General features: G+C 72.4%; 23 protein-coding genes and 3 pseudogenes. 16 read left to right on the top strand and 10 right to left on the bottom strand.

Going from position 1 to position 23,162, the window contains the following annotated elements; translation table 11 throughout:
* Window positions 1–56: 56 nt before the first annotated feature.
* Entirely contained in the window at window positions 57–830 is a 774-nt protein-coding gene (gene map, locus IE178_RS20030; protein ID WP_193513267.1) for a type I methionyl aminopeptidase, read from the bottom strand.
* A gap of 35 nt (window positions 831–865) precedes the next feature.
* Here map and IE178_RS20025 point away from each other — a divergent pair, with 35 nt between their 5' ends.
* The 7 genes and pseudogenes from IE178_RS20025 (at window position 866) to IE178_RS19995 (ending at window position 8,107) form a co-directional block, all read left to right on the top strand.
* Window positions 866–1,126, top strand: coding sequence for a helix-turn-helix domain-containing protein (locus IE178_RS20025; RefSeq protein WP_184762919.1), 261 nt, complete (start codon window positions 866–868; stop codon window positions 1,124–1,126).
* 111 nt (window positions 1,127–1,237) lie between these two features.
* Entirely contained in the window at window positions 1,238–2,710 is a 1,473-nt protein-coding gene (locus IE178_RS20020) for a hypothetical protein (protein ID WP_193513266.1), read from the top strand.
* A gap of 168 nt (window positions 2,711–2,878) precedes the next feature.
* Window positions 2,879–3,721, top strand: coding sequence for a nitrilase-related carbon-nitrogen hydrolase (locus IE178_RS20015; protein WP_193513265.1), 843 nt, complete (start codon window positions 2,879–2,881; stop codon window positions 3,719–3,721).
* Window positions 3,718–5,004 carry an aspartate aminotransferase family protein gene (locus IE178_RS20010; protein WP_184762922.1) on the top strand — a complete coding sequence of 429 codons (1,287 nt, stop codon included), beginning with the start codon at window positions 3,718–3,720 and terminating at the stop codon, window positions 5,002–5,004. The genes IE178_RS20015 and IE178_RS20010 overlap by 4 nt, the downstream gene beginning before the upstream one ends.
* Window positions 5,005–5,216: 212 nt before the next feature.
* Window positions 5,217–5,511 (top strand): annotated as a pseudogene (locus IE178_RS36965) (PucR family transcriptional regulator); the annotation flags it as partial.
* Window positions 5,512–5,693: 182 nt separating this feature from the next.
* Complete coding sequence (gene hydA, locus IE178_RS20000) at window positions 5,694–7,097, top strand: dihydropyrimidinase (protein WP_184762923.1); 1,404 nt, start codon at window positions 5,694–5,696, stop codon at window positions 7,095–7,097.
* 11 nt (window positions 7,098–7,108) lie between these two features.
* Entirely contained in the window at window positions 7,109–8,107 is a 999-nt protein-coding gene (locus IE178_RS19995) for a TIGR03842 family LLM class F420-dependent oxidoreductase (protein ID WP_193513264.1), read from the top strand.
* Between the two features lie 98 nt (window positions 8,108–8,205).
* On the opposite strand, the gene IE178_RS19990 is transcribed toward IE178_RS19995, so the two are convergent.
* From IE178_RS19990 to IE178_RS36960, 3 genes and pseudogenes are all read right to left on the bottom strand, one after another.
* Complete coding sequence (locus tag IE178_RS19990) at window positions 8,206–9,114, bottom strand: CAP domain-containing protein (protein ID WP_193513263.1); 909 nt, start codon at window positions 9,112–9,114, stop codon at window positions 8,206–8,208.
* A 407-nt stretch (window positions 9,115–9,521) separates the two neighbouring features.
* Window positions 9,522–10,187 (bottom strand): hypothetical protein, encoded by a 666-nt coding sequence (locus IE178_RS19985; protein ID WP_184762927.1) that lies wholly within the window; start codon window positions 10,185–10,187, stop codon window positions 9,522–9,524.
* A gap of 166 nt (window positions 10,188–10,353) precedes the next feature.
* Window positions 10,354–10,629 (bottom strand): annotated as a pseudogene (locus IE178_RS36960) (carboxymuconolactone decarboxylase family protein); the annotation flags it as partial.
* 230 nt (window positions 10,630–10,859) lie between these two features.
* Between IE178_RS36960 and IE178_RS19975 the strand changes: the two are divergent.
* A pseudogene (locus tag IE178_RS19975) lies at window positions 10,860–11,300 on the top strand (LuxR C-terminal-related transcriptional regulator); the annotation flags it as partial.
* Window positions 11,301–11,395: 95 nt separating this feature from the next.
* On the opposite strand, the gene lplAB reads toward IE178_RS19975, so the two are convergent.
* The 4 genes from lplAB to crcB (IE178_RS19955) all read right to left on the bottom strand — a co-directional run bounded on the left by lplAB (window position 11,396) and on the right by crcB (IE178_RS19955) (window position 13,859).
* On the bottom strand, window positions 11,396–12,487 hold the full coding sequence (gene lplAB / locus IE178_RS19970; protein ID WP_193513262.1) for a lipoate-protein ligase LplAB: 1,092 nt from the start codon (window positions 12,485–12,487) through the stop codon (window positions 11,396–11,398).
* Window positions 12,488–12,622: 135 nt separating this feature from the next.
* Window positions 12,623–12,997, bottom strand: coding sequence for a fluoride efflux transporter CrcB (gene crcB, locus IE178_RS19965; RefSeq protein WP_193513261.1), 375 nt, complete (start codon window positions 12,995–12,997; stop codon window positions 12,623–12,625).
* Entirely contained in the window at window positions 12,994–13,380 is a 387-nt protein-coding gene (locus IE178_RS19960; protein WP_193513260.1) for a DUF190 domain-containing protein, read from the bottom strand. Before IE178_RS19960 ends, crcB (IE178_RS19965) begins: the two co-directional genes overlap by 4 nt.
* Entirely contained in the window at window positions 13,377–13,859 is a 483-nt protein-coding gene (crcB, locus tag IE178_RS19955; protein WP_184762932.1) for a fluoride efflux transporter CrcB, read from the bottom strand. Before crcB (IE178_RS19955) ends, IE178_RS19960 begins: the two co-directional genes overlap by 4 nt.
* A gap of 276 nt (window positions 13,860–14,135) precedes the next feature.
* On the opposite strand from crcB (IE178_RS19955), the gene IE178_RS19950 reads away from it, so the two are divergent.
* Complete coding sequence (locus tag IE178_RS19950; RefSeq protein WP_193513259.1) at window positions 14,136–15,404, top strand: APC family permease; 1,269 nt, start codon at window positions 14,136–14,138, stop codon at window positions 15,402–15,404.
* 40 nt (window positions 15,405–15,444) lie between these two features.
* Here the strand turns inward: IE178_RS19950 and IE178_RS19945 are convergent, their stop codons facing one another.
* Window positions 15,445–15,753, bottom strand: coding sequence for an Rv3488 family transcriptional regulator (locus tag IE178_RS19945; RefSeq protein WP_193513258.1), 309 nt, complete (start codon window positions 15,751–15,753; stop codon window positions 15,445–15,447).
* A 371-nt stretch (window positions 15,754–16,124) separates the two neighbouring features.
* The gene (locus IE178_RS19940; RefSeq protein WP_184762935.1) at window positions 16,125–16,538 is read right to left on the bottom strand and encodes an arsenate reductase ArsC; all 414 of its coding nucleotides are present in this window, start codon (window positions 16,536–16,538) and stop codon (window positions 16,125–16,127) included.
* Window positions 16,539–16,629: 91 nt separating this feature from the next.
* Between IE178_RS19940 and IE178_RS19935 the strand changes: the two genes are divergently transcribed.
* From IE178_RS19935 to IE178_RS19905, 7 genes are all read left to right on the top strand, one after another.
* Entirely contained in the window at window positions 16,630–16,938 is a 309-nt protein-coding gene (locus tag IE178_RS19935; protein ID WP_184762936.1) for an ArsR/SmtB family transcription factor, read from the top strand.
* Window positions 16,935–18,017, top strand: a complete 1,083-nt coding sequence (arsB, locus tag IE178_RS19930; RefSeq protein ID WP_193513257.1) for an ACR3 family arsenite efflux transporter — start codon at window positions 16,935–16,937, stop codon at window positions 18,015–18,017. Before IE178_RS19935 ends, arsB begins: the two co-directional genes overlap by 4 nt.
* A gap of 162 nt (window positions 18,018–18,179) precedes the next feature.
* Complete coding sequence (locus tag IE178_RS19925) at window positions 18,180–18,950, top strand: helix-turn-helix transcriptional regulator (RefSeq protein ID WP_193513256.1); 771 nt, start codon at window positions 18,180–18,182, stop codon at window positions 18,948–18,950.
* Between the two features lie 216 nt (window positions 18,951–19,166).
* Window positions 19,167–20,216 (top strand): iron-siderophore ABC transporter substrate-binding protein, encoded by a 1,050-nt coding sequence (locus IE178_RS19920; protein WP_184762939.1) that lies wholly within the window; start codon window positions 19,167–19,169, stop codon window positions 20,214–20,216.
* Window positions 20,213–21,256, top strand: coding sequence for a FecCD family ABC transporter permease (locus IE178_RS19915; RefSeq protein WP_193513255.1), 1,044 nt, complete (start codon window positions 20,213–20,215; stop codon window positions 21,254–21,256). The genes IE178_RS19920 and IE178_RS19915 overlap by 4 nt, the downstream gene beginning before the upstream one ends.
* Window positions 21,253–22,305 carry a FecCD family ABC transporter permease gene (locus IE178_RS19910; RefSeq protein WP_193513254.1) on the top strand — a complete coding sequence of 351 codons (1,053 nt, stop codon included), beginning with the start codon at window positions 21,253–21,255 and terminating at the stop codon, window positions 22,303–22,305. The genes IE178_RS19915 and IE178_RS19910 overlap by 4 nt, the downstream gene beginning before the upstream one ends.
* On the top strand, window positions 22,302–23,162 hold the full coding sequence (locus IE178_RS19905; protein ID WP_193513253.1) for an ABC transporter ATP-binding protein: 861 nt from the start codon (window positions 22,302–22,304) through the stop codon (window positions 23,160–23,162). The genes IE178_RS19910 and IE178_RS19905 overlap by 4 nt, the downstream gene beginning before the upstream one ends.

Genomic DNA, 23,162 nt, shown 5'->3' with positions numbered 1-23,162 from the left:
TCCGGTGCGCACCACGCCCCTCCACTGCGTGCGGGTGGAGCGAGTGACGGATGTGCTCACGGGGCTTCGCGGGCCGTCAGAACGCGCGGTCCGCTCTCGGTGATCGCCACCGTGTGTTCCGCATGGGCCGCGCGGGACGCGTCGTCCGTACGGAGCGTCCAGCCGTCCGGCGCCGCGTGGAAACCGTCCGTGCCGTCGCCGGTGAGCATCGGCTCGATCGCCAGGGCCATGCCGTGCCGCAACGGCATGCCCCGGCCCGGCGCGCCCTCGTTCGGCACGGACGGGTCCTCGTGCATGCGGCGGCCGATGCCGTGCCCCCCGAAGCCGTCCGGGATGCCGTAGCCCGCCGCGCGGCACACGGTCCCGATCGCGTGGGCGATGTCGCCGACGCGGTTGCCGACGACGGCCGCCTCGATCCCTGCCGAGAGGGCCCGCTCGGCCGTCTCGGTCAGCCGTACGTCGGCCGGGCGCGGCGTGCCCACGACGAAACTGATCGCCGAGTCCCCGACCCAGCCGCCCAGTTCGGCGCCGCAGTCGATGGAGACGAGGTCGCCGTCGCGCAGCCGGTAGGTGTCCGGGATGCCGTGCACGATCGCGTCGTTGACGGACGCGCAGATCACGGCGGGGAACGGCGTCGGCGCGAAGGAGGGGCGATAGCCTAGGAAGGGCGAGGACGCGCCCGCCGCGCGCAGTACGTCCCGCGCCACCCCGTCCAGCTCCAGCAGGGAAACGCCCACGTCGGCGGCGTTCCGGACGGCCGTCAGCGCGCTCGCGACGACCTGGCCCGCCTCGTGCATGGCATCGATCGACGTGTCGGTCTTCAGCTCCACCGTGCCAATTACTATACCGGTATTAGTATGGGCTCATGGTGCGCACCCCCTTGACCCCCGAAGAGCGCGAACGCGGCGAGCGGCTCGGCCGGCTGCTGCGCGAGGCGCGCGGCAGTCGCAGCATGGCCGAGGTCGCGGCGAGCGCCGGCCTCTCCGCGGAGACGCTGCGCAAGATCGAGACCGGACGGGCCCCGACCCCGGCGTTCTTCACCGTGGCCGCCCTGGCGGGCGCGCTCGGGCTGTCGATGGACGAGCTGGTGGGGCGCTGCTCGCCGAGTGCGCCGCTCGCAGCCTGAGCCGCCGCGGGTTCCCGGTCCGCATCCCGCCGGAAAACTCTCCGTAGCGCGGCCGTAACACGCCGGGTGTTACCTACGGAGCCGGTGCTCCGGATCTGGTGGGAGTTGGCTATGGAAGCGGATCAACTCCCGGTGGCGGTCCGGGAGTTCACTGACTACCTGCGGGGCCTGCTGGCACGCCTCGACCGGTCCGCCGGCTGGTGCGCGGTGTTCTGGCAGCGGGATCCCGACGGCATGCGGGCCTGCGTCGACGGACGTGAGCCGCCGCCCTGGGACGTGCTGGAGGCCCTGCTCCAGGACCTCGCCGCAACGTACGGTCCCGCCGCCGCGACCGAGACCCCGACGGCCCGCGCCCTGCACCTGGCCGCCCTGGACGCGTACGACGCCCGGCCGGGGGCCCGGGACGCCCTGCGCGACCGGCTCGACGTCATGCTGCGCGAGCAGCGGTACGCGGCGGAGCGCCGGGCGGAGCTGACCCACCGGCTGGCCTCCGCCGCCACCCGCGAGGAGGCCGACGCACTCGGTCCTGCCCTCGCCTGGGCCGACGACGACCACCGGCGCGCCACGGCCCGGTGCGCGGAGATCACCGCCCGCGTGACCTCCCTCGACCGACGCGAGGGGCAGGCGGCGCGGGTGCCGACGCCGCAGGCCGACCCCTCGGCTGCGTCCGGACGGCCCGGGAACCACCCCACGGCACCCGCCACCCTCTCACCCGAGCGACACGGTCCCGGTGGTCACCGGCCCGCACCCGAGCGGGGCGGTGGGTCCGCACCCGGGGCCGTGCAGCCCGCGCCCGCCGCCCCCGGGCAGCGCAGGCGCCGGCGGGGCGGGGCTCGGTTCGCCGGGGCGGCGGAGGAGGCGGACGGTCCCGTCGCCGTGCCCCCCGCGGCCGTACCGAGCCTTCCCGCAGCGGCGCCCGCCGCGCGCGGTGCGCGGTTCGCCGGCGCTGCCGGGGCGGCGGGGGAGGAGCCGCCCCGGAGCGACCGGAGCGGCCAGGGCGACGGGGGTGGTCGACGGGGCCCGAGTGACCGGACGGAGCGGGGTGTCGACGGGGCGGACCGGCGGGAGGCCGGGCGGATCGTCGGGGCACTCGCGCGGTTGCGGAGCGAAGGGCGCAGCGGAGAGGCGCACGCGGTGCTGGTCGAGGCCGCGCACTGGCCCGCCGCCCGGTTCCCGCTGCTCGCTCACGAGATGCGCAGGGCCGGGCTGGGTGCCGACTGGGCGACCCTGCTGTGGGAGGCCGCCGCCTCGCTGCCCGCGGACCGGCTGGTCGCCGCGGCCGACGCGCTCACCGCGGCCGGCCGCGCGCAGGACGCGGAGCAGATCCTGCGGCAGGGCGTGGTGCGGCCGGTCGACGAGATCGGACGGGCCGTGCTCGCCCTGACCGGCGAGGAGCGGCACCGGGAGGTGCGGGCGCTGCTCGACGCCTGCGTCCGCATGCGCACCCCCGAGGACGCGGCCCGCACCGCCGCACCGGATCCGCAGCGGCTCGTCCCCCTGCTCCTGGCCGCCGCCCGGGACGTCTCGGACGAGCGGCACTGGGATCTGCTGCACGCCCTGCGCGTCGCGGGATTCGCCGCCTGACCGGGCCCGGCGGCACGCCCGACTCACCCACAGGGGTGTCAAACACGATCGACTCCACGGCCGTGGCGACGATGGTCTTGGCAAGGCCGTCCGAGAGGCTTACGTTCGTCCCTCTACGCCCGTCTCTACAGGCGTAGAGGCGCTGACGTCGCGTCGAAGGAGCAGCTCATGACCAACGTCGTACGTGCCGCTCTGGTCCAGGCCACCTGGACCGGCGACACCGAGTCCATGCTGGCGAAACACGAGGAGCACGCCCGCGAGGCGGCGCGTCGGGGGGCGAAGGTCATCGGGTTCCAGGAGGTGTTCAACTCCCCCTACTTCTGTCAGGTCCAGGACCCCGAGCACTACCGCTGGGCCGAACCCGTGCCCGACGGGCCGACCACCCGCCGGATGCAGGCGCTGGCCCGCGAGACCGGCATGGTGATCGTCGTGCCGGTGTTCGAGATCGAGCAGTCCGGCTACTACTACAACACCGCGGCGGTGATCGACGCCGACGGCACCGTCCTCGGCAAGTACCGCAAGCACCACATCCCGCAGGTCAAGGGCTTCTGGGAGAAGTTCTACTTCCGGCCCGGAAACCTCGGCTGGCCGGTCTTCGACACCGCCGTCGGCAAGGTCGGCGTCTACATCTGCTATGACCGCCACTTCCCGGAGGGTTGGCGGCAACTCGGCATCAACGGCGCACAGCTGGTCTACAACCCGTCCGCCACGCACCGCGGCCTCTCGTCCCACCTGTGGCGGCTGGAGCAGCCGGCGGCGGCCGTCGCGAACGAATACTTCGTCGCCGCGATCAACCGCGTGGGTGTGGAGGAGTATGGGGACAACGACTTCTACGGGACCTCGTACTTCGTCGACCCGCGCGGACAGTTCGTCGGCGACGTCGCCAGCGACACCAAGGAGGAGCTCGTGGTCCGCGACCTGGACTTCGGCCTCGTCGAGGAGGTGCGGCAGCAGTGGGCCTTCTACCGCGACCGCCGCCCCGACGCCTACGAAGGGCTGGTGCGGCCATGACCGACGACCTCCTGGGCCGCCACCGCTCCGTGCTCCCCGACTGGCTCGCCCTCTACTACGAGGAGCCGATCGAGATCACCCACGGCGAGGGCCGCCACGTCTGGGACTCCGCGGGCAACCGCTACCTCGACTTCTTCGGCGGCATCCTCACCACCATGACCGCCCACGCCCTTCCCGAGGTCACCAAGGCGGTGAGCGAGCAGGCCGGGCGGATCGTCCACTCCTCCACCCTCTACCTCAACCGGCAGATGGTGGAACTGGCCGAGCGGATCGCCCAGTTGAGCGGCATCCCGGACGCCCGGGTCTTCTTCACCACCTCCGGCACCGAGGCCAACGACACCGCCCTGCTGCTCGCCACCACCTACCGCCGCAGCAACACGATCCTGGCGATGCGCAACAGCTACCACGGCCGCTCGTTCAGCGCGGTCGGCATCACCGGCAACCGCGGCTGGTCCCCGACCTCCCTCTCCCCGCTCCAGACGCTGTACGTCCACGGCGGGGTGCGTACCCGAGGCCCGTTCGCCGCCCTCGACGACTACGACTTCGTCGCCGCCTGCGTCGACGACCTCAAGGACCTCCTCGGCCACACCCGCCCGCCCGCCGCGCTGATCGCCGAGCCGATCCAGGGCGTCGGCGGCTTCACCTCACCGCCCGACGGCCTCTACGCGGCCTTCCGCGAGGTGCTGCACGAGCGGGGCATCCTGTGGATCTCCGACGAGGTGCAGACCGGCTGGGGCCGCACCGGCGAGCACTTCTGGGGCTGGCAGGCCCACGGCCGCGGCGGACCGCCCGACATGCTGACCTTCGCCAAGGGCATCGGCAACGGCATGTCCATCGGCGGGGTCGTCGCCCGCGCCGAGATCATGAACTGCCTGGACGCCAACAGCATTTCCACCTTCGGCGGCACCCAGATCACCATGGCGGCGGGCCTGGCCAACCTCAACTACCACCTGGAGCACGACCTCCAGGGCAACGCCCGCCGGGTGGGCGGCCTGCTCATCGAGCGGCTGCGGGCCGTCGGCGCCCACGTTCCGGCCGTCCGGGAGGTGCGCGGACGCGGGCTGATGATCGGCGTCGAACTGACCAGGCCGGGCACCGACGAGGCCCACCCCGAGGCGGCGTCCGCCGTCCTCGAGGCGGCCCGCGCGGGCGGTCTGCTCATCGGCAAGGGCGGCGGCCACGACACCAGCGCCCTGCGCATCGCCCCGCCGCTGTCCCTCAACGTCGCGGAGGCCGAGGAGGGCGCCGCGATCCTCGAGAGCGCTCTGAGGAGCATCCAGTAGCGGTACACCGAACACCATCCAGTAGCGGTACACCGAACACAAGGACCCCGCCATGACCACCTGGGAACCCTCGGCACCGGCCCTGTCGGTCCGGCAGGTACGCGCGCTGGAGCGGGTGCTCGCCGGGGAGCCCGAGGTGGTCGCCGGCGCGGACCGGCTCGACCGGCCGCGACGGGTCGCCGTCTTGTGCCTCAATCACCTGGCCCAACAGCCTCGTCGTCAGCGACCCCGCCCACCGCGTCCGCGGCACGGCGGGGGAGCGGCCGGCCGTGGACGACGTACCGCGCGACCGGGAGCGCGTCGCCCGGCAGGCCGGCGGCGGCGAGGGCGACGGCCGGCTCCGCGCCGGACTCGGCGGGCGGGGGGAGCGCCGGGGCCGGATCGTGCTGTGCGGCTACCGCGGTGGCAGAGCCACCGGGCGGCTGCTGGCCGACCGCGCCGCCGAGGCCCCCGTGCTGCACCGGATGCTCGGCGGCGAGGCCGTCCGGTCCTGGGAGGAGCTGTCGCGGGACGACCCCCGGGTGCAGGCCTTCGCCGAGCGGGAGCCGGCTCGTCGGCCGCGACCCGGACCTGGCCACCCTGCGCGAGGTCCGCGACCGCCGACGGTTCTACCGCGACCGCGCCCCCCGGCGCCCACGGACCGCTGACCGCCCCCTGACAGCACCGAACACGTGAGGAGAGGGAGCACCATGAGCAGCCGTACCGTCATCCGTGGCGGCCTCGTCGTCACCGCCTCCGACGAGATCCACGCCGACGTCCTGATCGAGGACGGCCGCATCGCCGCCCTCGCCGCCTCGGCCACCCCGGCCGCCGAGACCTTCACCGCCGACCGGACCATCGACGCCACGGGGAAGTACGTCCTCCCGGGCGGCGTCGACGCCCACACCCACATGGAGCTGCCGTTCGGCGGCACCTTCGCCTCCGACACCTTCGAGACGGGCACCCGGGCCGCCGCCTGGGGCGGTACCACCACCATCGTCGACTTCGCGGTGCAGAGCGTCGGCCACTCCCTGCGCCACGGCCTGGACGCCTGGCACGCCAAGGCCGAGGGCAACTGCGCCATCGACTACGGCTTCCACATGATCGTCTCCGATGTGAACCAGGAGACGCTCAAGGAGATGGACCTGCTGGTCGAGGAAGGCGTGACCAGCTTCAAGCAGTTCATGGCCTACCCGGGGGTCTTCTACTCCGACGACGGCCAGATCCTGCGCGCCATGCAGCGCTCCGCCGAGAACGGCGGGCTGATCATGATGCACGCCGAGAACGGGATCGCGATCGACGTGCTCGTCGAGCAGGCCCTCGCCCGCGGCGAGACCGACCCCCGCTTCCACGGCGAGGTCCGCAAGGCCCTGCTGGAGGCCGAGGCCACCCACCGCGCCATCCGGCTCGCCCAGGTCGCCGGCGCCCCGCTGTACGTGGTGCACGTCTCCGCGACGGAGGCGGTCGCCGAGCTGGCCCGGGCCCGCGACGACGGCCTGAACGTCTTCGGCGAGACCTGCCCGCAGTACCTGTTCCTGTCCACCGACAACCTCGCCGAGCCCGACTTCGCGGGCGCCAAGTACGTGTGCAGCACCCCGCTGCGGCCGAAGGAGCACCAGGCCGCGCTGTGGCGGGGCCTGCGCACCAACGACCTCCAGGTGGTCTCCACCGACCACTGCCCCTTCTGTTTCGTCGGCCAGAAGGAGCTCGGCCGCGGCGACTTCTCCAAGATCCCCAACGGTCTCCCGGGCGTGGAGAACCGCATGGACCTGCTCCACCAGGCCGTCCTCGACGGGCACATCTCCCGCCGCCGCTGGATCGAGATCGCCTGCGCCACCCCGGCCCGGATGTTCGGCCTCTATCCGAAGAAGGGCACCATCGCGCCGGGCGCGGACGCCGACGTCGTGATCTACGACCCGCACGCCGAGCAGGTCATCTCCGCCGACACCCACCACATGAACGTCGACTACTCGGCGTACGAGGGCAAGCGGGTCACCGGCCGCGTGGAGACCGTCCTGTCGCGCGGTGTCCCCGTCATCACCGAGCGGGAGTACACCGGGCGCGCCGGACACGGTGTCTACACCCCACGTTCCACCTGCCAGTACCTCGACTAGGGACAATGCGCATGGACTTCGGACTCGTACTGCAGACCGACCCGCCGGCCTCGCGGGTCGTCGGCCTGATGAAGCGCGCCGAACGGAACGGCTTCACCCACGGCTGGACCTTCGACTCCGCCGTGCTGTGGCAGGAGCCGTTCGTGATCTACAGCCAGATTCTGGCCAACACCACGAAGCTGAAGGTCGGCCCGATGGTCACCAACCCGGGCACCCGCACCTGGGAGGTCACCGCCTCCACCTTCGCCACCCTCAACGACATGTTCGGCAACCGCACCGTCTGCGGCATCGGCCGCGGCGACTCCGCCATGCGCGTCGCCGGACGCAAACCCAACACCCTGGCCCGCCTGGGCGAGGCGATCGACGCGATCCGTGATCTCGCCGAGGGACGCGAGACCGAGATCGACGGGCAGCCGCTGCGGATCCCGTGGGTGAGGAACGGCAAGCTGCCCGTCTGGATGGCGGCGTACGGGCCCAAGGCGCTCGCCCTCGCCGGGCGGAAGGCCGACGGCTTCATCCTCCAGCTCGCCGATCCGTATCTGACCGAGTGGATGGTGAAGGCCGTCCGCGCCGCGGCGGCGGAGGCCGGGCGCGACCCCGCCTCCGTCACCGTCTGCGTCGCCGCCCCGGCGTACGTCGGTGACGACCTGGCCCACGCCCGTGAGCAGTGCCGCTGGTTCGGCGGCATGGTCGGCAACCACGTCGCGGACCTGGTCGCCCGCTACGGCGAGCACTCGGGCATGGTCCCCGAGGCGCTGACGGCGTACATCGGGGAACGGCACGGCTACGACTACAGCCACCACGGGCGGGCCGGAAACCCGTCCACGGACTTCGTCCCCGACGAGATCGTCGACCGGTTCTGCCTGCTCGGCCCGGCCGAGGCGCACATCGAGAAGCTGAAGGCACTGCGCGAGCTGGGTGTGGACCATTTCGCCCTGTACGACATGCACGACGCGCAGGAGACGACGATCGACGCGTACGGCGGGGAGATCATCCCGGCACTCATGTAGGTTCGCGTTTTCGCGTGTCCCCTTCTCACTGACGGTGACCCCTGTCCGGCGTACGTCGCGCCGATGGCAGGGCACCGGCGCGCGTGAGCGGACGGCGCCTACTGCGCCGTGCCGAAGTCCTGGGTCCAGTAGCCGCCCGGCTGCGCGAGACCGACACCGATCTCCTTGAACGCGCAGTTGACGATGTTCTCCTTGTGGCCGGGACTGGCCATCCAGCCGGCCATCACCTGCTCGGGAGTGGAGTAGCCGTAGGCGACGTTCTCGCCGTAGGTGCTCCAGTTGTAGCCGGCGCGGGTGATGCGGTCGCCGGGCGAGGAGCCGTCCGAGCCGGTGTGGGACATGTTGCCGCTCGCCGCCATGTCCTCGCTGTGCTTCTGTGCGGCCCCGGTCAGGGTGGCGTTCACCTTCACCGGGGAGCAGCCGGCCTTGGCGCGCTCGGCGTTGACGAGTTCCACGACCCTGGCGACGGCTGTGGAGGCCTGGGTGCCGCCCGTCGCGGCGGGGCTCGAAGCACCGGCGGTGGGGTCGGGGACGGCCGCGGTGGGCTTGGGGGCCGCTGTGGTGGGCTTTGGAGCCGCTGTGGTGGGCTTCGGAGCCGTGGTGGTGGGCTTGGGAGCCGCCGTGGTGGGCTTCGGGGCCGCGGTGGTGGGGCGGGAGGCGGATGCCTCGGGGGCCGTCTTCTTCGGCTTGTGGGTCGGCTTGTGCGACGGCTTGGCGCTGCTGTGCTTCGGTGCGCCGGCCTTGGAAGGGCTCGCGGTGGCGGTCGGTGTGTCCGTCGGTACCGCCGTGGGCTCGCCGTGCTGCTGGCTGCTCCACCGGCTGTACCAGTCGGGGCCGCCCCACCTGTACTCGGCCGCGTCCGGGCCGGCGCTGCTCCGCTCCTGGCGTTCCCCGTCGCCGGGCCAGTCCGTGCAGGCCATGGCGACGGAGGGTATGCCTATGACGCTCATGGCGACCGCCGCTACGACTGTCCGCCGGTAGTGCTGCTGATGACGATGCCTGCCCATGCGTGACCTCACCCCTGCTGTCCGGAGGCTGGTCATTCTTGGGACGGCCCGGCACCGGGCGCAAAGGGCCCTGCTACTACTGCCCCTCGTAGGTCCGCGAAGGTCTTGCGGCGGGCGGAACGGCGTGCAGACCTGCCCGCGACCCGGCCTGCGGAGCGCCTGCCGCCCCGTCAGGAACCGTCGCCGGGCGGAGAAGCCCCGACCCGCGGCCACCCACCGGATCACCATCCCCCTCGGCCCGCCCCGCGTTTACGGCAAGACGGACAAGTCCCCCATGTCGCCAGCGCGCCTTCTACTAAGCGAGCCGCACAGATCGGGAGTGCGGTGTGAGGGATGTCACGGAACCATCAATTCCGCATCGGTGCAGGAGGTCGACGAGCGCGCCCGGCCGGGCGCGGACCGCCTGGTCAGCGCCGCCCGTCCGCCAGGGCGGCGACCGCCTCCTTGGCGGCCTTGATGGCACCCTTGTTGATCTCGTCCGTGCTCGGCGCCTTCTTCGACTCGAAGTCGCTGCCGTTGTACGTCACGATCACCAGCGCGTTGGAGGCGCGAGCCACCACCACACCTTCACGGGTCTGCTGCTTGTCCTCGGTGGTGAGGTTCACGACGGAGTACGCCGCGTCACCGAGTCCGGGAACCGCGCCCCCGCCGCCCTTGTCCTCCAGGCGCCCCTCGTACGTCTGCTCCGCCGCCTCGTCCGACGCCAGCACCTCGAAGGACACGTCGAGCCAGCGGTACTCGTAGCCCTTGAGCGCGTTCCAGGAGCAGGTACGGCGCAGCTCGGCGTCCGTGGACGGTATCTCCTTGCCCGCTGTCCTGGCCCCCGGCACAAGGGACTTGACGGTCTTTTCGGCAACGCTCTCGCAGGGCGCGGGCGCGGCGGCGTAGGTCTTCGCCGCCTGGGTCTCGGACGGGGCGGACGCGGACTGCGTTTCCGTCTTCCCGGGAGGCTCGTTCTCGGCGGCCTGCGGCGCCGCCGACGGACCGGATGTCAGGGCCCAGCCCGCCGCGGCGAGTACGACCACGGGGGACAGGCGCGCGGTCAGGGCGATCGGCAGAGGAAAGGAACGCACGGCGCACTTCTCGTGGGGAATGGTGCGGAGGGAGTCCGCACTGCGGACGGGACGCCAGTGTCACACGCATTGTTGTGGTGCGGAAGGGTCAACTCGCTCCGTGCCCGGGCGGTGACGCAGGCGTGTCCGACGGCCACGGCCGCACGGCGGGGGTGGGCGACGCGGGTCACACGACCTCCTCGGTGGCCGGGGCGGAAAGGGCGGTCTCGATGCGGTCCACGGCGGCGAACGCGCCGTAGGCGACGAGGTGCACCAGGCAGTGGTCGGTGTGCTGCGGGCCGCGCCACGCGGCCACGTCCTCGTCCGTGATCCGGTACGGCGCGAGGGCGGCCAGCAACGCCAGGCGGGCGCCCGGCAGTTCGTCGCGGCCGGGGAAGCCGTGCCGGGTGAGGGAGGGGTGCGAGCCGTCCCAGGTGCGCAGGGCGTGCCGTACGAGGTCCTGTTACTTCGGCATCGACCGGCCCGCCACCTTACGACGACCGCGGGTGCTCCGGGAGCGCAGGCTGCTGTCCATGTCCACACCCTTCAGAACGGACAGGCGTTGGCGAGTGAGACACCGTAGGCCGCGAGTCCCTGCCGGTCCGGCTGCCGGCCCCCGCGATCAGCGACTCGCGCATCAGAGCCCAGGCGGGCGCGAGGAGTTCCGGCGCGGAGGCCGGCACGACGAAGGAACTGTCCGCCGTGCGCGTGGTGATCCTCACCAACTACGGACTGGACGAGTACGTCTTCGAGGCGCTGCGGGCGGGCGCGAGCGGTTTCCTGCTGAAGGACACCGAGCCGGCCGACCTGCTCCAAGCCGTCGAGGTGGTGGCGCGCGGCGAGGCCCTGCTGTCGCCCGCGGTGACCCGGACCCTGATCGGCGAGTTCGTGGCACGCCCCCCGGACCGGGCCACACCTGTCGGGCTGGAATGCCTCACCCGCCGGGAACGCGAGGTGACCGCGCTCGCCGCCCGCGGTCTGACCAACGAGGAGATCGCCGGCCACATGGTGATCAGCCCGTTCACGGCCAAGACCCACATCAGCCGGGCGATGACCAAGCTGGGCGCCCGGGACCGCGCCCAACTGGTCGTGTTCGCCTACGAGTCGGGGCTGGTGACGGCGCGCGGGCAGTGAGGCGGAGACCGGAGCGCCCGGGCACTGCGACCACTCAGCGTTTTCGGGCGGCCAACCGTCCCCGGGGGCTCACGGCTGCGGCGGACCCCGTTGGTTCAGGGGGCGGATGGTCCGCGCCGAACTCGGGGGACTCGGGTGGTCCACTCCGGCGAGGTGAACTTCGTCCGCGCCAGCGCCTCCGCGCGGGCCAGCTCCTCGTCCGTCACCTTGCCGTCGGCGAGCCCGTACCGGGCACGGAACGAGTCGATCATCCGCTCGATGACGGCCCCGCGCGGCAGACCGGTCTGCCGGCGCAGCGGGTCCACCCGCTTCCTGGCGCTCCCGGTGCCCTTGTCGGACAGCTTCTCCCGCCCGATGCGCAGCACCTGGAGCATCGTGTCGGCGTTGATGTCGTACGCCATGGTCACGTGGTGCAGCACCGCACCGGGACCGCCGTCCGGACCCACGATCCGCTTCTGGGCGGCGCCGGCGATCTTGCCCTGGTCGGTGGCGATGTCGTTCAGCGGCTGGTACCAGGCCCTGATCCCCATCTCACCCAGCGCGCCGAGCACCCAGTCGTCGAGGTAGGCGTAACTGTCCTGGAAGGACAGCCCCTGCACCAGCGCCTCCGGCACCGACAGCGAGTACGTGATCGTGTTGCCCGGCTCCACGAACATCGCGCCGCCGCCGGAGATCCGGCGCACGACCTCGATGCCGTGCCGCCGGGCGCCCTCCGGGTCGACCTCGTTGCGCAGCGACTGGAAGCTGCCGATGATCACCGCCGGAGCGCCCCACTCCCACACGCGCAGCGTCGGCGGACGCCGCCCCGCGGCGACCTCGGCGGTCAGCACCTCGTCCAGCGCCATGTGCAGCGCGGGGGACTGCGGGCCCTCGTGGATCAGCTGCCAGTCGTAGTCGGTCCAGTCGGTGGCGTGCGCGAGCGCGCGGCGCACCGCGATGCCGACACCCTCCGAGGTCAGCCCGTACATCACGGTCCCCTCGGGAAGGGCCGCGTCGATCCGCGCGGCGAGCCCTGCCGCGTCGGTGTCGGCGGGGGCGCCGTCCAGGGCGCGGTTCACGGCGTCCAGCGCCTCGTCCGGTTCGAGGAAGAAGTCGCCCGCCACGCGCGGGTGGCGCAGCACGCCGTCCTCCACGTCCACGTCCACGACGACCAGCTTGCCGCCGGGAACCTTGTACTCACCGTGCACGGCTCCGCCTCTCTCTCCGACGCTCGCACCAACCCGGCGGGGGCGGGGGTTGTTCCCGCCGGTGTCGGTGTGCCCGCGCGGCAGCGGTCGGGTGGTGCGCACGGGCATCACCGGCGTGGCGGTACGTCCCGACGTTCAGGCCCAGATCGCCTGGGCGAGGCCGGCGCCGGTGAACGCCGCTCCGACCCCGGCGTCGACGCCGGCGACGACATTGGCGGCGGCGAAGAACCTCGCGCCGGTCTCGGCCAGCCGCAGGGTCTCGTAGGAGAAGGTGGAGTAGGTGGTCAGGGCTCCGCAGAACCCGGTGCCGATCAGCAACCGCACCGAGTCGGAGGCGGCGCCGTAGGACACCGCGCCGGTGAGGACACCGAGGATCAGGCAGCCGACGATGTTCACGGTGAACGTGCCCCAGGGGAACAGCGTGTCGTGCCTGGCCTGGACCGAGCGGTCGGTCAGGTACCGCAACGGCGCCCCGACCATGGCTCCCGCGATGACGAGCAGCCAGTTCACGCCTTCTTCCCCCTGCCCCGCCGCTCCTTGTCCGCGTCCTTGCCCTCGTCCCGGCCGACGTAGCGGATGACCTCGCAGTCGTCGAGGATCACCAGGCCCTCGGTGACCAGTTCGTCCAGCTGGGGCAGGAAAGCGCGGACGCGCTCTTCGTCGTCGACGATGACGACGGCCACCGGCAGGTCCTCGCTCAGCGACAGCAGCCGGGTGGTGTGGACGAGGGAGGAGGCGCCGAAACCCTCGATGCCGCGGAAGACACTGGCCCCCGCCAGGCCGGACTTGTGCGCGCGGTGGACGATCTCGCTGTACAGGGGCCGGTGACGGAAGGTGTCGTTCTCGCCGACGAAGATCGTCACCCGCAGTGCGGTGCCGTGCAGCCGTGTCACTTCTGCCTCCGGGAGATCAGCCGGCGGGTCCCCTCCGCAGCGCACCACACCGCCGCGACGGCGGCCAGTGCGGTGGCCGCCAGATAGGTCAGGCCGGTGCGGGCGTGGCCGTCCGCCACCAGGCGCTGGATGTCGACGGCGTACGTCGAAAACGTGGTGAAGCCGCCCAGGACGCCGGTCCCGAAGAAGGGCCGCACCAGCCGGTGCGCGGCCCACACATCGGTGATGATCACCATGAAGACGCCGATGACCGCACATCCGACCGTGTTGACCGCCAGGGTGGTCCAGGGGAAGCCGCCGGCGGCGGTGGGCCACAGGAGTGAGGCTCCGTAGCGGGCCGAGGCCCCGAGGGCGCCGCCGACCGCGACGGCGGCGACGACGGGTGCCTGCCCCCGTGCGGCCCGGCGGCGCCGAGCGGGCGGTGACAGACCGGCGTCGGCGGCCGTGGTTCCGGCGCTCCGGTCGCGTGGTGTGGTCATGGACGCGCGTCTCCTACTCGTGTCCTCGCCCGGGAGTGCGAGCGGGTGCGATCACCAGTAGGGACTGTCGGCGGCGTCGGTGCCGCGGTTCGGGTGCGGCGAGCCCCACCGCCGCGCGGCCGCCCGTCCGGGCTGCCGCAGGCCACCAGGGTAACCGGGCGGCCGGACGGGCATCCTGCGGCCCGGGGTGAGGTCGAAGCGGCCTGCGAGGTCCCGTATCGTCTGCCGATATCGACGTCCGTCACAGGTGCGGCCACGCCGCCGGAGGAGTGGGCCATGAGCAAGCCGTCGACCGTCGGGGTGCCGGACGAGCTGCACCGGCGGCTGGGGGTGAGCGATGCCGTCGTGATCGGCCTGGGGTCGATGATCGGCGCGGGAATCTTCGCCGCCCTCGCCCCGGCCGCCCGCGCGGCCGGCTCCGGGCTGCTCATCGGGCTGGCCCTGGCCGCCGTCGTCGCGTACTGCAACGCCACCTCCTCCGCCCGCCTCGCCGCCCGCCACCCGGCCTCGGGCGGTACGTACGTCTACGGCCGCGAGCGTCTCGGCGCGTTCTGGGGCTACCTCGCCGGGTGGGGTTTCGTGGTCGGTAAGACCGCCTCCTGCGCGGCGATGGCGCTGACGGTCGGCTGGTACGTGTGGCCCGGCCAGGCCCACGCCGTGGCGGTGGCCGCCGTGGTGGCGCTGACCGCGGTCAATTACACGGGCGTGCGGAAGTCCGCACTGCTGACCCGGGTGATCGTCGCCGTCGTCCTGGCGGTGCTCGCCGCGGTCGTGGTCGCCACGCTCACGTCCGGCAGGACCGGGGCGGCACGCCTGGCCGTCGGCGACGACACCACCTTCGGCGGTGTGCTGCAGGCGGCCGGCCTGCTGTTCTTCGCGTTCGCCGGGTACGCGCGGATCGCGACGCTCGGTGAGGAGGTTCGCGATCCGCGGCGCACCATCCCGCGGGCCGTTCCGCTGGCCCTGGGCATCGCCCTGGTCGTGTACGTGATGGTGGCGGTGTCCGTGCTGCTGGTGCTGGGTCCCGTGCGGCTGGCCGCGGCGGCGGCGCCGCTGTCGGACGCGGTGCGCGCCGCCGGTGCCGGCGGGCTGGAGCCGGTCGTACGGGTGGGTGCGGCGGTGGCCGCGCTCGGCTCGCTGCTGGCGTTGATCCTGGGAGTCTCGCGGACCACCCTGGCGATGGCCCGGGACCGGCACCTGCCCCCCGCTCTGGCGGCCGTCCACCCGAGGTTCAAGGTGCCGCATCGCGCGGAGCTGGTCGTCGGCCTGATCGTCGCCGCGGTCGCGGCCACGGCGGACGTGCGGGCGGCGATCGGGTTCTCCTCCTTCGGCGTCCTCGTGTACTACGCGGTCGCCAACGCCTCCGCTCTCACCCTCGCTCCCGACGAGGGCCGTCCGGCGCGGATCGTCCCGGTCGTCGGTCTGGCCGGGTGCCTCGTCCTGGCCTTCGCGCTTCCCGTCTCGTCGGTGATCTCCGGCGCGGCGGTCCTGGCGGCGGGCGCCGCCGTGTACGGCGTCCGCCGTGCGGCCGCGGCGCGGAGCTGAAACCGCGAGGTCGGGCCGCGCGCCGTGCTCCGGCCGCGATTCAGCCGGGTACGTCGTCGCCGAGGACCTCTCGGGCCAGCTCGCTCAGCGCCCGGCGGTCCTCCGCCAGCGCTTGCCTCCCCGCCTCCGTCGCCCGGTACACCCGCCGGGTACGGCCGCCGACCACACGCTGCTCGGATGCCAGCAGCCCGTCGGCCTCCAGCCGGTGCAGCGTCGGATACAGCGTGCCCGGGCTGATCCGGTACCCGTGACGGGCCAGCTCCTCGGTCATCCAGGCGCCGTGGATCTCCTCCTCGGCGGCGTGGTGGAGGATGTGCAGCCGCACCGCGCCCCGCTGGAATTCCCGCACCCTCTTCCCACCTTCCGCCCCGGCCCGGGGCAGTGACGAAACCGATATCGGCAATCGATCCTACGTCCCGGCGCCAGGTCGCGGCACCGGACGCCACCGGGTGCGGGCCCGGCCGGACGTCATGGTGTCGTCAGCCACCACCTGCGCAGACCGCGCGAGGCCGGCCTGCTGGTCTCGGAACGGCGGGCCGGCTGGGTGTACGACAGCGTGGCCCCGGCGTCCTCGCGGGCATGGCGGGCCTGCTGTCACGGGCCGTCTGCGGTGGTCCGCTCCGGCGGGCCGCCGGCACCGCTTCGGCCTCGGAGCTCAGGCCTTCGGCTGCGAGGCCGATCTCCCCGATCAGCTCTTCCGCTGGAGGCCGATCTCCCCGATCAGCTCTTCCGCTGCGGGGCGATCTCCTCGATCAGTCCTTCGACCAGCACCTTGATCTCGTCCCGGATCGGGCGGACCGCCTCGACGCCCTGCCCCGCCGGGTCGTCCAACCGCCAGTCCAGGTACCGCTTGCCGGGAAAGACCGGGCAGGTGTCGCCGCAGCCCATGGTGATACAGACGTCGGACTCCCGCACGGCGTCCACGGTGAGCGCCTTCGGTACCTCGGCGGCGATGTCGATGCCGACCTCGCGCATCGCCTCGACGGCGGCCGGGTTGACCTCGGTGCCCGGGGCGGAGCCGGCGGAACGGACCTCGACGCGGTCCCCGGCCAGGTGAGTCAGCCACGCCGCGGCCATCTGGGAACGGCCGGCGTTGTGGACACAGACGAAGAGCACGGAGGGCTTGTCGGACATCAGGAGGTCTCTCTTGTCTCACGACGGCGTCAGGCGTGGATGACTTCAGTACCCGTGATGTCAGTCATCACTGATGTGACAGTATCAGCACATGATGACGTCAGTCGACGCTGACCTGATCCGGGTTCTGGCGGACCCGCTCAGGCTGCGCATCGTGGCCCTGCTCGCCCGAGAGACGCTGTGCACCACCCACCTGGTGGAGGAGACCGGTGCCCGGCAGACCAACCTCTCCAACCACCTCAGAGTGCTGCGCGAGGCCGGTGTGGTCGAGACCGAGCCGTGCGGCCGGTACACGTACTACAAGCTGCGTCCGGACGTCATCGCCCGGCTCGCCGGCCAGTTCACCGACCTCGCCGAGTCCGCCCGCAACGCCGCCGACAACAAGAGGGCCTGTCCGTGACCCGCACAGAAACACCCGCGACCGCCGAGGAACCCTCGATCGTCGCGAAGCTGTCGACGCTCGACCGCTTCCTCGCCGTCTGGATCCTCGTCGCCATGGCCGTGGGTCTCGGCCTGGGGCGCCTGGTTCCCGGCATGGACGACGCCCTCGCGCACCTGGAGGTCGGCGGCGTCTCCCTGCCGATCGCGCTCGGCCTGCTGGTCATGATGTATCCGGTGCTCGCCAAGGTCCGCTACGACCGGCTCGACGCCGTCACCGGCGACAAGAGGCTGATGGTCTCGTCGCTGGTCGTCAACTGGCTGATCGGCCCGGCCGTGATGTTCGCGCTGGCCTGGCTCTTCCTGCCGGACCTGCCCGAGTACCGCACCGGCCTGATCATCGTCGGTCTGGCCCGCTGCATCGCCATGGTCGTCATCTGGAACGACCTCGCCTGCGGCGACCGTGAGGCCGCCGCCGTCCTGGTCGCCCTCAACTCCGTCTTCCAGGTCCTGGCGTTCGGCCTGCTCGGCTGGTTCTACCTCGATCTGCTGCCCGGCCGGCTGGGCCTGGGCGACGGCGAGAGCCTGGACATCTCGACGGGGAAGATCGCGCTCAACGTCGTGATCTTCCTCGGGGTGCCGCTCCTCGCCGGATTCCTCACCCGCCGCATCGGCGAGCGGACACTGGGCCGCGAGACGTACGAGACCGCCGTCCTGCCGAAGATCGGCCCGTGGGCGCTGTACGGCCTGCTCTTTACGATCGTCGTCCTCTTCGCCCTGCAGGGGAAGACCATCACCACCCAGCCCCTCGACGTCGCACGCATCGCGCTGCCGCTGCTGGTGTACTTCGCCGTGATGTGGGCCGGCACCTTCCTCCTGGGCAAGGTGATCGGCCTCGCCTACGACCGCACCGCCACCCTCGCCTTCACGGCGGCCGGCAACAACTTCGAGCTGGCCATCGCGGTCGCCATCGCCACCTTCGGTGTCACCTCCGGCCAGGCCCTGTCCGGCGTCGTGGGACCCCTGATCGAGGTGCCCGTCCTGATCGGCCTCGTCCACGTGTCCCTGGCCTGGCGCAGGAAGTTCACCACCGCCGCATGACACGGCACGTCGGCGTCGCGGTGGTCGGCGGCGGCCGGGCGGGGCCCGCCGCCCCCACGCTCATCGGCGTCGGCCGCGCCCGCCCACGGCGCCGCGCGCGAGACCGCCCGAGTCCTCGGACGCGACGGCCGGCGGAGGCCGGGCTCCGGTTAGCCTGAGCGCATGCGTGTCACCAGGGACCTGCCGTCGCTCGCCGCGGGTGAGGTGGACGTGCCGTTCGTGATCCAGGGGTACGAGGAGGTCGTCGCCACCGACACGGCGTGGAACGAACACTCGCATCCGTGGCACGAACTCCTGTGGAACGAGCGCGGTACGTCCACGGTCGTGGTGGGTTCCCGGGTGTGGTGCGTCACGCCGACCCTGGGACTGTGGATGCCGGCGGGGCAGCTGCACTCCGCCTCGGCGGTCGCGGGCACCTCCTACCGTGCCCACTTCTTCCGGCACGGCACGGTGTCGGCGCTGCCCGACGTGCCGGTGGCCGTGGAGATCACCCCGCTGCTCCGGCTCCTCCTGGAGCGGCTCGAGGAGGCGGACCTGCCGCCGCGTTCCCGGGCCGTGACCGAGGCGATGGTCCTCGACGTCCTGCGGCCGTCGCGCCGGGCGCTGCTGGTGCAGCTGCCCACGTCCGCGTTGCTGCGGCCGATCGTGGACGTGGTGCGGGCCGATCCCGCCGACCAGCGGACGCTGACGGGCTGGGCCGCCTCGCTCGGATGCAGCGCGCGCACGCTGACCCGTGCGTTCCGCGCCGAGACGGGCACGAGTTTCGCCCGCTGGGTCGCCTCGGTACGAGCCCAGCACGCCGTGCAGCTCCTTTCTCTCGGTTGCGAGGTCGACGTGGTGGCCGAAGCGGTCGGCTACCGCTCGGCGAGCGCCTTCGGGGCGGCCTTCCGGCGGACGACCGGCATGACGCCCGGCAGGTTCCGGGCGCGCTGAGACGTGCCGACAGCGGCGGGGCGGACAGCCGTGCCGTGCCGGAGCCCGCGGCCACGCGTGTCCCGATCGCTACAAGGGCTGTCAAAAAGGCTCGATTGATCCGTAGGCCGCCGCTCCATACGCTGTGCAGGCAAGCCTTACCTAACTTGCCGTCGCGCTTGGTGTCCCCGCCCTGCGTGAGCCCCGGCATACCGATCGAAAGTGGAACACGGGTCGATGAGAACCCCACGCCTTCGTGCACTCGCCCTCGCGGCGGCCCTCCTGTTCGGACTCACCGCCTGCGGCGGCGAGTCCGGTGACAAGGACGACAGCAGCTCCGCCGGTGCGGGTGCCGACGGCGCCGGCCGGTTCCCCGTGACGATCAAGCACGCGCTCGGGACCACCGAGATCCCCGCCAAGCCCCAGCGCGTCGCCACCGTGAACTGGGCCAACGACGAAGTGCCGCTCGCCCTCGGCGTCGTCCCCGTCGGCATGGCGCGGGCCAACTTCGGTGACGACGACGCGGACGGCGTGCTGCCCTGGGTCGAGAAGCGGCTCAAGGAACTCGGCGCCAAGACGCCGGTCCTGTTCGACGAGACCGACGGCATCGACTTCGAGGCCGTCGCCGACACCAAGCCGGACGTCATCCTCGCCTCGTACTCCGGACTGACGAAGCAGGACTACGAGACCCTCAGCCAGATCGCTCCCGTGGTGGCCTACCCCGAGGCGGCCTGGGCGACCCCGTGGCGCGACATCATCCGCCTGAACAGCAAGGCCATCGGACTGGCCGACGAAGGTGACGAACTGATCGCCGACCTCGAGGGGCAGATCGAGAAGACGGCCGCCAAGTACCCCCAGCTGAAGGGGAAGTCGGCGATGTTCATGACGCACGTGTCGTCCAAGAACGTCAGCCAGGTCGGCTTCTACACCACCCACGACACCCGCACGCAGTTCTTCACCGACCTCGGCCTGAAGATCCCCGCCAGCGTCTCCGGACCGTCCGCGTCGACGAAGAAGTTCGTCCTCACCAAGAGCGCCGAGCACATCGACGACTTCAACGACGTCGACATCATCACCGGCTACGGCGACGACACGGGCGAACTGCTGAAGGCCCTCAAGAGCGACCCGCTCACCTCCAAGCTGGCCGCCGTCAAGCGGGACTCCCTCTACCTGCTGCCCGGCAGCACCCCGCTGGCCACCGCCGCCAACCCGACCCCGCTATCCATCCCGTACGTCCTCGAGGACTACGTGAAGGCACTCGCCGAGGCCGCGGACAAGGCCGCGTGACCGTCACCGAGACCCCGCACGCGCCGGACGCCGCCCTCGTACGGCGTCCGGCGCGCGTGCGCGTGACCTGGCTCCTCGTGGTGGCCGCGGTCCTGATCGCCGCCATGACCGCCTCCCTCGCCCTCGGCTCCCGCGACGTCGCCTGGGCCGACGTCTGGTCGGCGCTCGGCGGAGCGGAGGACACCCTGGAGGAGGCGGCGGTCGCCAACCGCATCCCGCGCACCCTCCTGGCCGTCGTCGTGGGCGCCGCCCTCGGCCTCTCCGGCGCGGTCATGCAGGGGGTGACCCGTAACCCACTGGCCGATCCCGGCATCCTCGGCGTCAACATGGGCGCCTCGCTCGCCGTGGTCACCGGCATCGCGTACTTCGGCCTCGCCTCGGTGTCCGGGTACATCTGGGCGGCGATGACCGGGGCCGCCCTCACCGCCGGATTCGTGTACACCGTCGGCTCGCTGGGCCGCGGCGGCGCCACCCCGCTGAAGCTGGCCCTCGCCGGTGCCGCCATCTCGGCCGCGCTCGCCTCGCTGGTCAGCGCCGTCGTCCTGCCGCGCAACGACATCTCCGACACCTTCCGGCTGTGGCAGATCGGCGGCGTCGGAGGCGCCACCTACGCCCAACTCGGCAGCGTCGTGCCGTTCCTGGCCGCCGGCTTCGCGATCTGCCTCGCCTCCGCCCGTGCCCTCAACTCGCTGGCACTGGGCGACGACCTGGCCGCAGGCCTCGGTGAGCGCGTGGCCCTCGTCCGGGGCACCGCCGCGCTCGGCGCGGTCGTGCTGTGCGGCGCGGCCACCGCCGTCGCCGGGCCGATCGCCTTCGTCGGCCTCGTCGTACCGCATGCCTGCCGGCTGCTGGCGGGCGTGGACCACCGGTGGCTGCTGCCGTTCTCCGCGCTGAGCGGCGCCGTCCTGCTGACGGCCGCCGACGTGCTGGGGCGGGTCGTGGCACGGCCCTCCGAGATCGAGGTGGGCATCGTGACCGCGCTCGTCGGCGCTCCCTTCTTCATCCACATCGTCCGCCGGCAGAAGGTCAGATCCCTGTGAGCGCGCCCGTCGTCCCCGCCCCGCCCACGCTGCGCGCCGTCACCCGGGCCAGGGTCCGCCGCGCGTACCGGCGACGGCTGCTCGTCTCGACGCTGCTGATCCTCGTCGTCGCCGCGTTCGCCACCACGCTCATGGCCGGGCACACCTTCTACCCGGCCTCCGACGTGCTGCGCGTGATCACGGGCGAGCAGGTGCCGGGCGCGTCCTTCACCGTCGGCACGCTGCGGCTGCCGCGGGCGGTGCTCGCCCTGACCGCCGGATTCAGCTTCGGCATCGCCGGCGTCACCTTCCAGACGATGCTCCGCAACCCGCTCGCCAGCCCCGACATCATCGGCATCAGCGCGGGAGCGAGCGCGGCGGCGGCCATCGCCATCGTCACCTTCTCGCTGAGCGAGACCGAGGTGTCCGCGCTCGCGATCGCCGCCGCGCTCGGAGTGGCGCTGCTGGTGTACACGCTCGCGTTCCGCGACGGGGTCGCCGGAACCCGGCTGATCCTGATCGGCATCGGCATCTCCGCCCTGCTCGACAGCATCACCTCCTACGTCCTGTCGCGGGCCGGCGACTGGGACCTCCAGGAGGCGATGCGCTGGCTCACGGGCAGTCTCAACGGCACGACCTGGGAGGAGACCGTGCCCACCGTCCTCGCGGTGCTCGCACTCGGTCCGGTGCTGCTGTTCCAGTCGCGCAACCTGAGCGCCCTGAGCCTGGGCGACGACACGGCGTCCGCGCTCGGCGTCCGCGTCGAACGCACCCGTGTCACGGTCATCGTCGCGGCCGTCGGGCTGATCGCGTTCGCCACCGCGGCGGCCGGACCGATCGCCTTCGTCGCCTTCCTCTCCGGGCCGATCGCCGCCCGGCTGACCGGAACCGGCGGATCCCTGCTGGTGCCCGCCGGCCTCGTCGGCTCCCTGCTCGTCCTGGTCGCCGACTTCACCGGCCAGTACGCCTTCGACACCCGCTACCCCGTCGGCGTCGTCACCGGCGTCCTCGGCGCGCCCTACCTCGTCTACCTGATCGTCCGCACCAACCGGGCCGGAGGCTCACTGTGACCGCGTCCCACACCCTGTCCACCGAGGACCTCACGCTCGGCTACGGCGACCGTGCCGTCATCGAGGGCCTGGACCTGACGCTCGCGGCCGGGAACATCACGGTGATCGTCGGCGCCAACGCCTGCGGCAAGTCGACGCTGCTGCGCTCGATGTCCCGGCTGCTCGTGCCCCGCGCGGGCCGGGTCGTCCTGGACGGCAAGGAGGTCCACCGCACCCCGGCCAAGGAACTCGCCCGCACCCTGGGCCTGTTGCCGCAGTCACCGGTGACGCCCGAGGGCATCACGGTCCTCGACCTGGTCGGCCGGGGCCGTCACCCCCATCAGCGTGCCTTCTCCCGCTGGACGGCGCAGGACGACGCCGCGGTCGCCGCCGCGCTGGAGGCCACACAGACCACGGAACTGGCGGAGCGGTCGGTCGACGAACTCTCCGGCGGCCAGCGCCAGCGCGTGTGGATCGCGATGGCCCTGGCCCAGCAGACCGACCTGCTGCTGCTCGACGAGCCCACCACGTTCCTCGACATCAGCCACCAGATCGAGGTCCTCGACCTGCTGACCGACCTGAACCGGACCCGCGGCACCACGATCGTCATGGTCCTGCACGACCTCAACCTGGCCGCGCGCTACGCCGACCGGCTCGTCGCCCTCGCGTCCGGCCGCCTGCACGCCGCCGGAACGCCAGAGGAGGTGATGACCGAGGACACGGTGCGGACCGTGTACGGCATGGACAGCCGCGTCATCGAGGACCCGGTCTCCGGCAAGCCCCTCGTCCTGCCGATCGGCCGTCACCACGCCACCGTCGCGGACAGCGCCGCACAGACGGTGCCGTCGTCCGTGACCCGGCCGGCCGGGAGCCGCTGA

This window comes from Streptomyces griseoloalbus (genome assembly GCA_014650015.1).
Taxonomy (GTDB): domain Bacteria; phylum Actinomycetota; class Actinomycetes; order Streptomycetales; family Streptomycetaceae; genus Streptomyces; species Streptomyces griseoloalbus.
This window is presented reverse-complemented; position numbering and strand designations above follow the sequence as displayed.

What these genes read in the sequence shown, in the direction of transcription:
- IE178_RS20025 (WP_184762919.1), top strand. Translation starts at nt 866, where the DNA reads ATGGTGCGCACCCCCTTGACCCCCGAAGAGCGCGAACGCGGCGAGCGG.
- IE178_RS20020 (WP_193513266.1), top strand. Translation starts at nt 1,238, where the DNA reads ATGGAAGCGGATCAACTCCCGGTGGCGGTCCGGGAGTTCACTGACTAC.
- IE178_RS20015 (WP_193513265.1), top strand. Translation starts at nt 2,879, where the DNA reads ATGACCAACGTCGTACGTGCCGCTCTGGTCCAGGCCACCTGGACCGGC.
- IE178_RS20010 (WP_184762922.1), top strand. Translation starts at nt 3,718, where the DNA reads ATGACCGACGACCTCCTGGGCCGCCACCGCTCCGTGCTCCCCGACTGG.
- hydA (WP_184762923.1), top strand. Translation starts at nt 5,694, where the DNA reads ATGAGCAGCCGTACCGTCATCCGTGGCGGCCTCGTCGTCACCGCCTCC.
- IE178_RS19995 (WP_193513264.1), top strand. Translation starts at nt 7,109, where the DNA reads ATGGACTTCGGACTCGTACTGCAGACCGACCCGCCGGCCTCGCGGGTC.
- IE178_RS19990 (WP_193513263.1), bottom strand. Translation starts at nt 9,114, where the DNA reads ATGGGCAGGCATCGTCATCAGCAGCACTACCGGCGGACAGTCGTAGCG.
- crcB (WP_184762932.1), bottom strand. Translation starts at nt 13,859, where the DNA reads ATGACCACACCACGCGACCGGAGCGCCGGAACCACGGCCGCCGACGCC.
- IE178_RS19950 (WP_193513259.1), top strand. Translation starts at nt 14,136, where the DNA reads ATGAGCAAGCCGTCGACCGTCGGGGTGCCGGACGAGCTGCACCGGCGG.
- IE178_RS19940 (WP_184762935.1), bottom strand. Translation starts at nt 16,538, where the DNA reads ATGTCCGACAAGCCCTCCGTGCTCTTCGTCTGTGTCCACAACGCCGGC.
- IE178_RS19935 (WP_184762936.1), top strand. Translation starts at nt 16,630, where the DNA reads ATGATGACGTCAGTCGACGCTGACCTGATCCGGGTTCTGGCGGACCCG.
- IE178_RS19925 (WP_193513256.1), top strand. Translation starts at nt 18,180, where the DNA reads ATGCGTGTCACCAGGGACCTGCCGTCGCTCGCCGCGGGTGAGGTGGAC.
- IE178_RS19920 (WP_184762939.1), top strand. Translation starts at nt 19,167, where the DNA reads ATGAGAACCCCACGCCTTCGTGCACTCGCCCTCGCGGCGGCCCTCCTG.